Source organism: Actinomycetospora sp. (genome assembly GCF_036497245.1).
Lineage (GTDB): Bacteria > Actinomycetota > Actinomycetes > Mycobacteriales > Pseudonocardiaceae > Actinomycetospora.
In genome coordinates this window covers 1-13,229 of sequence record NZ_DASXJS010000170.1, presented here as the reverse complement: position 1 = coordinate 13,229, position 13,229 = coordinate 1, and the positions used below count along the sequence as shown (strand labels likewise).

General features: G+C 71.6%; 12 protein-coding genes. 3 read left to right on the top strand and 9 right to left on the bottom strand.

Annotation, left to right across the window (positions count from 1 at the left end; translation table 11 throughout):
* Window positions 1-2: 2 nt before the first annotated feature.
* On the top strand, window positions 3-2,504 hold the full coding sequence (locus tag VGI02_RS18140) for a hypothetical protein (RefSeq protein WP_331629372.1): 2,502 nt from the start codon (window positions 3-5) through the stop codon (window positions 2,502-2,504).
* Window positions 2,505-2,563: 59 nt separating this feature from the next.
* On the opposite strand, the gene VGI02_RS18135 is transcribed toward VGI02_RS18140, so the two are convergent.
* From VGI02_RS18135 to VGI02_RS18115, 5 genes are all read right to left on the bottom strand, one after another.
* Window positions 2,564-2,749, bottom strand: coding sequence for a hypothetical protein (locus VGI02_RS18135; RefSeq protein WP_331629370.1), 186 nt, complete (start codon window positions 2,747-2,749; stop codon window positions 2,564-2,566).
* A 13-nt stretch (window positions 2,750-2,762) separates the two neighbouring features.
* Window positions 2,763-3,887: a uroporphyrinogen decarboxylase/cobalamine-independent methonine synthase family protein gene (locus tag VGI02_RS18130; protein WP_331629367.1), complete on the bottom strand. Its 1,125-nt coding sequence runs from the start codon at window positions 3,885-3,887 to the stop codon at window positions 2,763-2,765.
* Window positions 3,888-3,937: 50 nt separating this feature from the next.
* A complete protein-coding gene (locus VGI02_RS18125; protein ID WP_331629365.1) occupies window positions 3,938-4,627 on the bottom strand; it encodes a cyclase family protein in 690 nt (229 codons plus the stop codon).
* Between the two features lie 19 nt (window positions 4,628-4,646).
* Window positions 4,647-5,438: an SDR family NAD(P)-dependent oxidoreductase gene (locus tag VGI02_RS18120; RefSeq protein ID WP_331629363.1), complete on the bottom strand. Its 792-nt coding sequence runs from the start codon at window positions 5,436-5,438 to the stop codon at window positions 4,647-4,649.
* A gap of 114 nt (window positions 5,439-5,552) precedes the next feature.
* Complete coding sequence (locus VGI02_RS18115) at window positions 5,553-7,433, bottom strand: helix-turn-helix domain-containing protein (protein ID WP_331629361.1); 1,881 nt, start codon at window positions 7,431-7,433, stop codon at window positions 5,553-5,555.
* Between the two features lie 181 nt (window positions 7,434-7,614).
* On the opposite strand from VGI02_RS18115, the gene mntA reads away from it, so the two are divergent.
* A complete protein-coding gene (gene mntA, locus VGI02_RS18110; protein ID WP_331629359.1) occupies window positions 7,615-7,995 on the top strand; it encodes a type VII toxin-antitoxin system MntA family adenylyltransferase antitoxin in 381 nt (126 codons plus the stop codon).
* Entirely contained in the window at window positions 7,992-8,414 is a 423-nt protein-coding gene (hepT, locus tag VGI02_RS18105) for a type VII toxin-antitoxin system HepT family RNase toxin (RefSeq protein WP_331629357.1), read from the top strand. The genes mntA and hepT overlap by 4 nt, the downstream gene beginning before the upstream one ends.
* A gap of 85 nt (window positions 8,415-8,499) precedes the next feature.
* Here the strand turns inward: hepT and VGI02_RS18100 are convergent, their stop codons facing one another.
* The 4 genes from VGI02_RS18100 to VGI02_RS18085 are packed head-to-tail and all read right to left on the bottom strand — an operon-like array spanning window position 8,500 to window position 13,106.
* The gene (locus tag VGI02_RS18100) at window positions 8,500-9,459 is read right to left on the bottom strand and encodes a protein phosphatase 2C domain-containing protein (protein ID WP_331629356.1); all 960 of its coding nucleotides are present in this window, start codon (window positions 9,457-9,459) and stop codon (window positions 8,500-8,502) included.
* Window positions 9,459-10,202, bottom strand: coding sequence for a vWA domain-containing protein (locus tag VGI02_RS18095; RefSeq protein WP_331629354.1), 744 nt, complete (start codon window positions 10,200-10,202; stop codon window positions 9,459-9,461). Before VGI02_RS18095 ends, VGI02_RS18100 begins: the two co-directional genes overlap by 1 nt.
* Before the next feature lie 28 nt (window positions 10,203-10,230).
* Window positions 10,231-11,718: a DUF4407 domain-containing protein gene (locus VGI02_RS18090; protein WP_331629352.1), complete on the bottom strand. Its 1,488-nt coding sequence runs from the start codon at window positions 11,716-11,718 to the stop codon at window positions 10,231-10,233.
* Entirely contained in the window at window positions 11,715-13,106 is a 1,392-nt protein-coding gene (locus VGI02_RS18085; RefSeq protein ID WP_331629350.1) for a hypothetical protein, read from the bottom strand. The genes VGI02_RS18090 and VGI02_RS18085 overlap by 4 nt, the downstream gene beginning before the upstream one ends.
* Window positions 13,107-13,229 lie beyond the last annotated feature (123 nt).

The window sequence follows — 13,229 nt, the reverse complement described above, 5'->3', positions numbered from 1 at the left end:
CCATGCGATCGGTAGAGGAGGACGTCGGGTCCGAGGCCGCTGGGCGCGTCGGCCTTCCACACCCGTCGGCGTGGCTCGCCGCGACGCTCGGCATTCTGGCCGTCGGGGGGTTTCTCTACGTCGGACGGCTCCCCCTCACCGGAATCGCGGACAGACGCTTCCAGGACACGTGGGTCCGCGGCATCGTGACCGAACAGACCGTCCTCGTCGTCGTCGCCGTCCTGATCGTCGGCTTCCTCTGCTGCGCGCGGCGCTTCTTCTTCGCACGAGCGGTTCGGAAGCCAGGGGCGATCGAGGTCCTACCGTTCGTGGACGGCACCGAGGAGAAACGCACGTTCGAGGCGGCCGCGGCCACGTTCCGCAAAACCCTGGCAGGCCTCAGCCTCGCCGCACCGACGCCACTTCCCGGGAGCGCGCCGCCCCAGAGCTTCCTCAAGAGCGTCTCCGACTCCACGAAGGAGGCCAGGAGCCCGGTCGCGATCATCGCGGGCGTGCTCGGCGCGCTCTGGGTCGACTGCGGTTACCGCGTGTCGGTGACGGCGCGCACCGCCGCGGCCGGGTCGTCGTGCGGGCTCGACGTCTCGGTGCTCTCGTTGCCCGGCGGGCCCGGGGAGACGCGCACGGTCTGGGCCGACACCTGGTGCAACGCCGCACGCCAGGCGGCCGACATCGTCGGAGCCTTCGTGCTCGCCAGGACGGCGCTCTGCACCCAGGGACCTTGGCCACACTGGCGGGGGCACCGGATCAACCCGCGGCTGTTCGGCTTCTACCAGCGTGCTCAAGGGTGCCTCCGCGAGCAACGGTACGAGGAGGCGCTCAGCTTCTGCTTCCAGGCGCTCGATCTGGACCCGCTCAACGCTCCCATCCGCATCCTCGCCTGTCAGGTGCAGGAGAAGCTGGGGCTCTACCTCTCGGCGGCGACCGGCTACGCAGACGTGATCGCGACGGAATCCTCCGAGGTGGACCACCGGTTGCGCCGCCGCCTCGATCGCGAGTTCACCTCCTTCAGCGCCGCACCCCTACCTCGGAAACACCGTCGGACACAGAGGTCGGGGGCTCGACGGAATCGCGAATCGCTCCTCATCGCCCGTTACCGATTCGTCTGCGCGCTGGCCAACACGGACAATGCGCTCGACCGGAGGCCGGAGTTCTTCGCTACGGACGACAACGCCATCCGACGCGAGGAACTGGTCCGTCTGAAGCAGCGCGTGAAGCGCTGGAGCGACACGTACCTTCAGCGCCTGGAGGTGGGGCCCATCGAGGAAAAGGCCCTGTTCCCGTTGATCGCCTGGTGTGAGGCAGCCGACCTCGTCCGGGACTACGCCTGGTGGCGGGGCCGCCGGGGGCTCGGCATGCCGGTGTCTCAGGCGGCACTGCGACTCCTGCGGGTCTGGACGCTCGCGCACCTGGATCACGTGAACCTCCCCCCCGTCGCGAACCTGGACGAGTGCCGTCGTCGCCTCCGCTGGCCGTCGGACGCCTCGCCCAGGACGATCGTGGACGTCGTCCGGCACCAGCTCGGGCGAGCCCCCGAGCGGTGGCGCACCTTCCAGGACTACTACAACGCCGCAGCCGTCCTGGGCGTCCGACTCCAGGATCGGCAGCGACACCCCGACCCCGCGGAGAGGGCGGAGCGGACGGCGGTGGAGCGGACGGCGGTGGGCTATCTGGAACGCGCCGTGGAGTCGGCGCCGCGGGCCATGGTCTGGCAGTACAGCCGCTGGTTTGCCGCAGAGGACCAGAGCCTCTCCGTCCTCAGGGGATCGCCGTACTACGTCGACTTCCTCGAGCGACATTTCCCCGGTACGGATCGCCGGGAGGAGAGGCCGGAGAACGTGCTGCACTATCTGTTCTCCACCCATGTCCTCGTCATGGCCGCGAACTACGCGCGACTCCGCGCCCGGACGGTCCGGCGACTCCAGGCCGTCGACGGGCCCACGATCCAGCGCGCCGAGTTACGGGCCGCGCAGGCCATGCGCGACTACAGCGCGGACTACGGCGACTGGAGAACGCGGCTGGCTCTGATCGAGGTCTCCCGGGACTCCAGCGACGACGCCGTGGCTGAGACCTTCGAACGTTCGTTCCCCCGGTTCCAGGACGAGCCCGCGTCCAAGGTGGCACCGTCGCGCGCCACCACCGACTGCTATTACAACCACCTCATCGACCGCAGGCTCTGTCCCGGCATCTGGCCGGACGTGCACGGCGAGTTGGCTCGGATCGTGACTCAGCTCGAGCACCCGACCGAGAACGTCGTGGTCGATACGAGCCCGATGTGGGAGACGTTGGCGGGATTCATCGACGCCGCCCTCGGCGACCGAGAGCCCCACCCGGAGGACGAACCGAGCTCGACGATGGTGGAGCGGTCGGATCGATTCCACCGAGCGGCGAGGGCGGCGGTTCGCCCTTCGCCGCCTCCGGGACGGGCTCCGGTGCAGGTCCACCGGCGCGCCCGGGCGGGTGAAGCGGTGGCGACCCGCACCATCGGCGTGTCGTCCCGCCATTGAGCAGAGCTCAGCCCCGAGCCGCGCGACCACCGGCGCCTCGAGGTCCACCGACCTCGGCCTCAGAGGATCCACCGGGTCCACAGGACCAGTGCGGCGACAGCGAACAGCGCCAGCGGCCAGACGTTCACGTCCGCCAGGGCCACGACGGCGACCGCCAGGACCACCAGGCCGACGAGGAGGACCGTGACGGCCCCGCCGAAGACCCCCAGGTCCAGGCGGGGCTCCTCCGACCTCTCGACGCGCATTCGCAGCGCCATGTCAGCCGCTCACGCCGAGTTCGGCGCGCACCGTCTTCGCCGCCCGCGAGAGCGCGCGGAGCTTCTCGTAGGCGCAGAACCGGGGCAGCGCCTTGAGCCCGCAGTCGGTCGAGAGGTAGACGCGCTCGGGCTCGATGTGCTCGAGGACCTTGTGGATGCGGTCGACGATCTCCTGATCGGACTCGATGTAGAGGCTGCGGACGTCGATGACCCCGACCTGCACCTCGCGGTCCGGCGCCACCATCTCCAGCGCCTTGACGTCCGCCATGTCGCGCAGCGCGAAGTCGAGGGCGAACTGCTCGACGTTGACGTCCATCCACCGCTCGAGCACCCGCGGCAACGCGTCCTCGACGGCCCGGAAGGTGTTGCCGTAGCCCGTGCCCAGGCAGCAGTGCCACGCGATCTTCGCGTCGACGCCGTCGATCCAGGCGTTCATGACGTCGATGACCCAGTCGCTGTCGTCGTCGAGAGCCAGTTTCCAGGCGCCCAGGTCCTCGATCTGGATGAACGTCGCGCCGTGGGCGACGAGGTCCTTCAGATCCTCGTTGAAGATCGGCACGAGATCCTCGGCGAGCCGTCGGGGATCGGAGTACGCGGAATGCGGGTGGCCGTAGTCCACGTGGTAGGTCAGGTTCGGCGGACCGGCGCCGACGGAGACCTTCATCGGCCGGTCGGCCAGCAGGCGTGCCGCGCTGTGCATCTCCCCGAGGCGTCCCGGGATCCCGCGGCTGACCGGCGCCGTGACGGCCGTGCCGCCCCAGTTGTGCATCCACGCGGCCTGGCTCAGGTCCCCGCCCTCGCTGGCCTCGATCGCCCGGGCCAACGGGTTCGGCAGCTTCGCCTTGGTGAATCCGCCGAGGCGCTCGTACCAGTACCAGACGAACGAGCCGATGCCGCCGCCGTAGTCGTCGAAGTGCATCTGGCCGTCGGTGACGATGTCGAGATCGGCCAGTTCCTGGTCCTTGACGCACGCCGTCGTGGCGTCCCACCACGCGTGCCAGTTCTCCTCGAGCTTCCACCACTCCAGAAGGTCGGCGCCCGCCAGGTTGTAGCGGGAGTACCAGCGCGGCTTCGGGTACGAGCCGATCATCGTGGTGGGCAGGATCGTGTCGACGACCTTCTTCACGGGTCCACTCCTCGACGGTGGGGGATTTGGGACGTGGGGGTTTCTGGGGATCAGTTCTCGACGAGCGCCACGGCACGGGTCGGCCCGCCGTGCGACCCCTGCAGCTTGAGCGGGAAGCCGACGAACGTGAACCGCGTGTCGACGACCTGGTCGAGGTTGGCGAGGTTCTCGTAGTGCGTGATGTGCGTGCGGCGGCACATCATGTGGCACGGATAGGTCTTGCTGATCGGGTTGTCCGGCGTCGGGCTGTCGACCCCGAAGGTCTTGATGCCCTTGGCCTGGATCCATTCGCTGCCCGACTCCCCGAAGCCGGGGAACTCGGTGAGGTAGCTCTTCTGCCCGTTGTAGCGATTCCACGTCGCGGTGTGGAACAGCACGATGTCGCCGGGCCGGACGTCGACCGACGACGCCTTCTCGATCTCGTCGAGGTGCTCGTCGGTGATGTCGGTGTGCGCGGGCACGGCCGAGACGTCGAGGCAGACGGCGTCTCCGTAGAACAGGTCCAACGACATCTGGTCGATCGTCTGGGCCGACGGATCCGGGTCGAGGTGGGAGAACGAGTCGACGTGGGTGGGCCCGTTGTCGTTGAGCAGGAAGCCGGTGGTCTGGAACGAGAAGCCGCCCTCGAACCGCTGGGAGGTCTCCTCGTGGGTGGCGTGCTCGAACACGACGGTCTTGAGGTGGCCCGGGTAGACCTTCATCCCCTGGTAGATGTCCTGCGTCAGATCGATCATCCGCATGGCGCGGTGCTCCTCTCGTTCAGTACATGACGACGCCGGCGCTGGCGTTCAGGTCCTCACCGGTGATCGACGACGAGCCGGGGCCGGCGAGGAACACGCAGGTGTCGGCGATCTCCTCGGCCGTCACGAGCCGTCCCAGCGGCGACGGGTCGGTGAAGGCGGCGCGGGCCTCGTCCTCGCCGATGCCCCGCTGACGCGCCTGTTCGCGGATCACCGAGTCGATGCGGGGCCCGTCGACCGCGCCCGGGCACACCGCGTTGACCCGCACCCCGGCCGGACCGAGCTCGACGGCGAGGCTGCGCACCAGCCCGATCACACCGGTCTTCGCCGCCGCGTACGGGGTGCGCCCCGGCAGGGGGCGCTTACCCGTCATCGACGAGATCGCGATGAGGCTCCCGGAGCGTTGCTCGACGAGTGCCGGGACGAAGCGCCGGAAGGTCAGGAAGACGCCGTCGAGATCGGTCGCGAGGCAGTCCCGCCACTCGACGAGGCTGATCTCCTGCAACGACCGGGTGGGCCCGGCGACGCCCGCGTTCGCGACGACGGTGTCGACGCGGCCGAAGCGGCCCAGCACCGCCGCGCCCATCCGCGCCACCGAGGACTCGTCGGCGACGTCGCACGCGGCGGTGAGGACCTCGGCGTCGGGAACGAGCCGAGCGATCTCGCCGAGGGTGGAGGCGAGAGTCTGCTCGTCACGGGCGGTGAGAGCGAGACGGGCGCCCTCCGTGGACATCCCGATCGCGATCGCCCGCCCGATGCCGCGGCTCGCGCCGGTGACGACGACGACCTGCCCCTCGAGGAGTCCCGGCACGCCGCCACCTCCCCTGCACGTCGATGTGACCCACACCATCGTGCGCCGGCCCTACCGCGGCGCCTATGTGTGCGCGCACAACGTCGACCCCGAGACCTGTGCACCCGACCAAGGTCAGGCGCGGCCGGTCTCCTCGACGTCCCGGACGACGGCGGCGAGCTGGAGCTGCAGCAGGACCGACGGGCTGCGCAGGGGGTGCCCGAGGAGGTCCTCGATCCGCCGCAACCGGTAGGCCACCGTGTTGCGGTGCACCACGAGGGCGCGCGCGGTCGCCGTCGTCGAGCAGTCCTCCCGGAGCCAGGCGCGCAGCGTCGCGACCAGCTCGGCCCCGTGGCGCGCGTCGTGCGCCTCGAGGGGGTCGAGCAGGCGCCGGGCGAACCCGGCCAGGCCGGGCGCGACGCCGGCCTCGAGCAGCAGGGCGTGGACGCCGAGGTCGGAGAGGTCGAGCACCCGCCCACCCCCGGAACCCCGCACGAGCTCCAGGGCGGTGCGGGCGGCCCGACTCGACGCCGCGTGCTCGGCGGGCGACGTGCCCGTCCCGCCGATGACGGCCGAGATGGGGTGGGGCCGGGTGGCCTGCTCGAGGCGCCGCACCACTCGCCGGATCTGCTCCGGGCCGTTGCGTTCGGCCGGCAGCAGCAGGACGAGGGCGCCGTCGTGCAGGCCCACGAGGATGCGCCCGGCGCGCTCGCGATGGCCCGCCACCTGGGCCTCGGCCAGCCGCGCGACCCACGACCGCAGGTCGTCCCCGTCCCCGTCCCCGTGTTCCGGTTCCGGGACGTCGACGTCGAGGACGACGACGGTGTGCGGCGCGGTCAGGTCGCTGCCGAGGGCGGCGGCCCGCTCGACGAGCGCGCGGGGGATCTCGGTGCCGACGTCGCGGAGGAGGTCGGTGAGGACGTCCTGCGACAGCCGCGCCTCGACCTCGACGCCGTGGCGCTGCTTGAGCAGTTCGAAGGCGACCACGAGGGCGAACCGCTCGACGGTGCGGCGGTCCACCGGGGCAGGCGCGGACCACGAGCCCGAGAGCCAGAGCCGTCCCGCCACCTCGCCGGCCAGGACGATGGGCGTCTCCCACGCCGCGGCGCCCGGATCGTCGGCGGGCCAGGGACGGAGCTCGACGAGCTCGTAGCGCTCCCGGGTCGACCACGGCCCCGTCCGTGCCCGGGGCGCCTCGTGACCGGGCGGCGCCACGTACCCGGTGTCGGGGGCGTGGGCGAGCACCGTCCCGTCCATGCTCTCGACGGTCACCGAGGCCTCGAGGGTGGAGGCGAGCCAGGAGACCAGCCGCGGCAGACCGACGTCGTCGAGCGCGAGCTCCATGAGTCGCCGGTGCTGCTCCCCGGCCCGGTCCAGGATGTCCTGGTGCGCGCGCAGCGCCTCGTTGGCCCGCGTGAGCTCGGCGATGGCGTGCTGCTCGCTCTCCCGCAGGGCGGCGGTCTCGACGGCCACCGCGGCGTGCTCGGCGAGGAGCTCGGCCAGCTCGACCTCGGAGGCGGTGAAGACGCGGGCCCGCGCCGAGTAGGCGACCAGCACACCGATGGGTTCGCCCCCGGACCGCAGCGGTGCCGCGAGCAACGCCCGGTAGCCCTCGTGCTCGGCCAACCGACGGAGGCGGTCGAAGTCGGGCAGGCCCGCGATGTCGGCGGCCGTCACCGTGATCCCCTCGCGCACCGCGCGCGCCGCCGGCGCGTCGACGCCGGGGTCCGGGGTGTGCAGCCGCAGCGCGACATCGGTGTTCAGGCGCTCCACGTAGGCCTCCGAGAGGCCGTGGGACCCCCGCACCAGCAACCGCTCGCCCGTCGGATCGGTGAGCATCACCGCGCCGAAGTCGAACCCGATCAACGTGCACGCCTGCTCGGCCACCCGACCCAAGAGCACCTCGAGCGGCTCGGCGAGCTTCACCGCGCGCGCCAGCTCGGTCACCGCGCCCAGCCACGTCCGCAACGACGTCGGCACCAGCACGTCGGTGACGGGGGCCGCGGACTCGCTCACCCTGGTCACAGAACCACTCGCACCGGAGCGACGCATCCCCCCTCGGCGCCTACGACGAGGCTGGTCCGGCCGGCGAACCGTGATTCGCCCTCGGGAACGCGGCGGGTGTTCCTCGACCTCGTGGGGTGAGGGACACGCCGACGTCGTCGCCGCGGGGTCCGGGTTTGGGTACCGTCCGCTCGTGGACCACCGCGACCTCGCGGCCGCGCTCACCGAGCACCCGGCCGCCGCCGGGCTCGAGCTCGTCGTGCTCCACGGCTCCCGCGCCCGTGGCGACGCCGGACCCACTTCGGACTGGGACCTCGGCTACCTCGGGGAGGCCGACCCCGCAGCGCTCATCGCCGCGGCGGCGCGACTGCTCGAGACGGACGCCGTCGACGTCGTCGACCTCGCCCGGGCCAGTGCCCTGCTGCGATTCCGCGCCGCACGCGACGGCATCGCCCTCGTCGAACGGTCCTCCGAGGCGTTCCTGCAGTTCCGACTCGAGGCCGTCCGCTTCTGGTGCGACGTCGGCCCGGTCATCCGTGCCGCCCAGGACGACGTGCTGGCCTCCCTGGGATGAGCAACCTCGACCGCGAGCTGCTCGCCGAGCGCAGCGCGAGTGCGCTCGCCCACCTCGACAGGGTCGCCGGGCACCTCCCCGACGATCCCGCCGACCTCCGGCCGATGTCCTCGGCCACCGATACGGTCGTGCTGCATCTCTGGCAAGCGATCCAGATCGTCATCGACCTCGCCGCCTCGAGCTGCGTGCGTCTCGGTCTCGGCAGTCCGCCGACCTACGGCGACGCCTTCCGGCTCCTCGCGGGCGCCGAGATCATCGATTCCGGTCTCGCCGACCGGCTCGCGCGGGCCGCCGCGTTCCGGAACCTCCTCGTCCACGCCTACGCGAGTCTCGACCTCGCACGCGTCCACGCGATCGCACTCGACGTTCCCGACGACCTCCGCGCCTTCCTCGCCGCCGTACGCGACAGCGGGGCCTGAACAGGTTCGACGGCCGAGGTCGTCCCGGGCGTCGGGGATCCATCTCGGGAGCCGATGCTGAGGTGGCTGCCCATGGCCGGCGGCCTCAACCCAGCCAGATCGCGACCGCGGTCCGGTCGTCGTCGAAGCTCTTGCGGGCGAAGTCGACCTGGGCCCCGAACGCCAGCACCGACGGCGGGGCGGCCCACACCTCGGCGAGGAAGCGACCCAGGTCGTTGTCCCCGTCGCCGAGCGGGTCGCCGACGCCGTCGGTCATCAGGACGAGCAGGTCCCCCGCAGCCACCCGGTGCGGCGTGCTCTCGAACGAGGTGACCATCGGCAGCGCGGCGGTGTCGGAGGATGCGATCTCCGCGCCGTCGTTCTTGATGCCGTGGAGGCACTCCCACCGCCCGGACGCGTGGCACACCCACGCCGACGAGTCGCCGACCCGCACCATCCGGACGCGGTACGACCCGTCGTCGGGGCGGAGGTCGATGACGGCGAGCACCAGGGTGGTCGCGAGCTCCGCGGCCAGGTCGGTCGCCGTCCACGTCCCGACGTCGACCCCGCGCTTGCCGAGCACGGCGCGCCCCCGCTTCTCGACGAGGTCGCTGAGCGTCTTGAGTAGGTGCTCCCAGGGAATCTCGTCCGGGCCCCGCGAGGCGAGCCAGTCCCCGACGACCTCGCACCCGAAGCGTGCCGCGACCGTCGCGGCCTCGTGGGACAGGGAACCGGCGGACACCCCGTCGGCGACCGCGACGATCAGGTAGCGGTCGTCGACGGTCTGCCGGAAGCAGTACTCGTCCTGGCGCACGGTCCCGTCGTGACGGTGCCGCAGCCCCCGGATGCTCGCGCCGCGCACGTGCGTCCAGGCAGCACCGTCGTCGGGACGCACGGCCGCGCCGTCGAGCACGATGCCGTGGCTGTCCGGTGCTGCGCGAGCAGGGCGCTCGAGGACGGCCGTCGCGGCATGGCCAGGTTCCCCGACGACGTAGGGCGTGACCGCTCCCTCCCACCGCTCGGTCCCGTTCTCCATCACCGGAAGATCCATCACTGGCAGGTCCATCACATGAAGATCTCGTCGTCGGCGGAGTAGGCGTCCACCCCGACCGGGAGGAGCGCCTTCTCCGGGAGGACCAGCCCGGTTCCGCCCTGCGTGATGCTCTGGCCGGAGGCGACGACGCTCGACACCAGGATCTCGGCGACCGCGCCGATCGCCCGAGCTGCGTCGCCGCCCTCCTCCATGAGGTACATCTGCATCTGCTTGGTGCCGGCGGCCGGGTGGATCAGCTCCCGCAGGACTTTCGGGTCGGCCTGCCCGACGCCGCAGGGGATGACGTTCGGATAGGTCCGGAAACCCTGCTGCGTGCTCTTGTCCCAGTGGGTGAGGTCGGCGAACGCGTCGCGCCACACGGCGGGCTCGTCGGTCGGCAGCCCGTCGGTCAGGAAGAAGACGGCGGGCCGGTAGACGCTGAATCCGTCGGCCTTGAGCTGCTTGATGTCGTTCTCGATCTCGCTGCGCAGCAGCCAGAACGCGCTCGCGTAGGAGGTGCAGCCGCGGACGTTCATGGTCGGGAGGTCGATCTGCTCGTCGAGCGGGTCGCACATCGGCATGCGCACCCGGGCGTCGGAGCCGAAGTCGATCACCGAGAAGCGGACCTTGTCGGCCAGGATCGGGTTCTCGGCGAGGGCGTCGCGGACCCTCGGCATGATCTGGTTCGCCTGGTCGAGCTTGTCGCCGCGCATCGAGATCGACACGTCGAGGACGAGGTAGAAGGGCAGCAGCTGGGTGCCCTGCGGGTGGGTCATGATCGCTCCTTGGCTCGTGGCGGGGTGGTCAGGACGCGACGACGGGCACGCCGTACGCGGGCGTCGCGGTCGCGGACGGTTGCTGGATCGGGATCTCGATGGTGGTCAGGGCGGTCAGCGGGATCGGCATCGTGATCTCGGAGTCCTCGGGGACGACGTCCACCACGAGCGGGCCCTCCTCGGCGGGCGGGTCGAGCGGGAACCCGGCGCCGCCCTGCGCCGCGTACCAGCTCCGGAGCTGGTCGTCGGAGCGGGCCAGCGCGACGTGCGCCCACACGTCCACCGCGCGACGGCTCACGGTGCGGTGGGTCTCGAGGACGTGGGCCGTGGACTCCTTGCCCGCCTCGATGAGGCGGTCGGCGCGGTCGGCCTCGATCTCGTCCCGGACGCGCCGGCGGGTCTCGACCTCACGGCGGCGTTCGTCCTCGTCGCTGTCGAGCACCTCGCGGTTCTCGCGCTCCAGCAGCGTCTCGTAGGTGTTCTTCTTCGCGAACAGGGCGAGGGTCTTGACGATGACGGGGAGCAGTTCCAGGAGGAGGAACAGCGCGAACACGGCCCAGTGCGCGAGCTGCATCGTCGTGTTGCCCGCGGAGAGCCGGCCCAGCGCCTGGAGCCGGGCGAGCAGTCCCCCGCCGTGCTCGGCGGCGTTCGCCGAGGTCGCCTCGAACCGGCTCTGCTCGGCGGTCACCGCGTCGAGCTGGGACTGGGTAGTGGCGAGGTCGGCCTTCGCGCGCTCCTGGTTCTGCGGGCCTGCGGTGTCGATGCGCTGCTCGGCGTTGGTCTTCGCGGTGTCGAGTGCCGACTGCGCCCCGTCGCGCTCGGTCTTCTTCTGATCGGCGAAGGCCTGCTTCTGCTTCTGGAGGGCTCCGATGCCCGGGGTCCCCGAGCCGCCCGGGCACCCGGTCCCCTGCGTCTCGCAGATCGCGGCCTGCTCGGCCGTCTCGTACTGGGCGTTCGCCGTGTCGAAGGCCTGCTGCCGGCTCGCGACCTCGGGGTCGGCGGCCACCGTCGGACGGGTCTGGCCCGACGCGATCGCCTGCAGCTCGGCGACCTTCGCCTCCAGGGGAGCCCGCTGGGCGAAGGTCCGGTCGATCTCGGCCTGCTGCTGCTGACGCTGCTCGTTCTGCATCACGACGAGCTCGTTGTCGATCTCCGGCTTGAAGATCTGCAGCACCATCGGCGTCGAGATGACGGTGCCGATGACGGCGGCCAGCGCCACCCGGGCCACGATGCCGCCGACGATGCCCGTCCTGCCGCCGTCGCGGTGCATGCTCACGACGAGCATGCGGTCGAGGTTGAGGATGACCACGCCCCAGCCGAGCGCGACGATCGCGCCGACCCAGGCGGGGAAGCCGGCCGCCGCCGTCAGGGCGAAGAAGGCCGAGGCGGCCCCGACGAGCGCCGTCGAGAGGATGACGCCACCCATCGTGGCGTACTTCGGGATGTCCGAGCGTGCCTGCGCGAGGACGTCGGTGCGCGCGCCGGCGAGGCGGGCGAGAGCGAGGGAGAAGGTCATCGGCGGGCCTCGCGTCGGGTCGGCGTGCGGTGCGGCACTGCGGTGGGGTCGACGAGCCACCACGGCACGTCGGGCAATCGGGGGGTCGTTCCGTCGACGGTGTCGGCGGACGCGGGCCAGAAGGTGGGGACCGGCGGGAAGGCGGTCACCGTCGAGCCGTAGACCGCGGGCGGGAGGTTCACCGGCGGCGGGACCGGGGCGCTCGGCAGGTCCCAGCGCGGCAGGTTCGGCATGGGCACCGGGAGGTCCGCCGTGGGCTGCGGCGAGAGCACCATGACGGCGCCCACCGCGGTGTCCTGCTCCCCTGCCGCGTTGCGCGCGTGCAGCCGGAGGACGCCCGACGCCGTCGGGGTCACCTCGAGGCGCCCGGGCCCGGCCGGTGCGCTGACGGTGCCGAGCGTCCGCCCGTGCGAGGTCACCGTGACCTCACCCGGCTCGTCGAGTCGCCACAGCACGGTGGTGGTGTCGCCCGGCGCGACGAGGGTCTCCGAGAGCCCGCAGCCGAGGAATCGCGGCGGTACGACCGGATCGCCCAGGAGCCGCGAGAGATGGACGAACCACTCCGCGGCCCGGGGCCGGCGCTGCGGATCGGTGTGGAGCGAGCGCCGCAGCAGGTCGAATCCGTCGGCGTCGAGATCGTTGATCGCCCAGGACGGGTCGCGGTTGTAGGAGCCCTGGGCGACCGGCGTCAGTGCGCGGAGCACGAAGAGACCGAGCTTGTAGACGTCCGACGCGATCGTCGCCGGGCCGCCCTCCGGCGGGTCCCAGTCGGGGGTGTCCAGGGACGTCGTGCCCGACCCGGACGGTCGAGCCGCATCGCAGTCGATGAGCAGGACGCGGGGGGACTCGTCGAGACGGACCAGCACGTTCTTGGCACTGATGTCGCCGTAGGCGAACCCCATCCGGTCGTGGAGGAGCATGAGGACGGCCGCGAGGTCTCGGCCCACGACGAGCCGGGCGTCGAGGTCCGGCACCGTCGTCACGCCCAGGACCCGGGTGCCGTGCGGCTCGGGGACCATCAGCCCCTGCGCCTCGCGCGGGCCCGTCTTCACCTCGCCCGTCCCCGGCGCGATCATGCTCCGGTAGTACGCCGGCGGGATACGCGGCAGGACGACGCCGTGGAGGGTCCCGGCGTCGACGACGCGCCGCAGCGGCCACGTCGTCATCGAGTCGAGGCGAGCACGATCGGCGTCGGTGAGCGCGAGGCGCGCGGCGACGACGTCCGGCACCGCGTCGGTGGGCCCGGCCGCCCGGTAGCGCTTGTAGACGAGCTCGGCGTCCGTCTCGGGAAGGCGCAGGCCGGGAGCCTCGTGGACGATGGCCTGTCCCCCGAAGCCGAGCATGGTGCCCAGGGGTTCCAGGTCGGCCAGGGAGAGATCGGCGCTCATCGACGGTCACCCGCCAGGACGGCACTGGGCCGAGCAGCACTGTCGATCATGGATCCCCCGAGCCGGACGTTGACCACCGGTGTGGTCGCCGACGAGATCTCGTTCGGCCGGTCGGACGCGTTA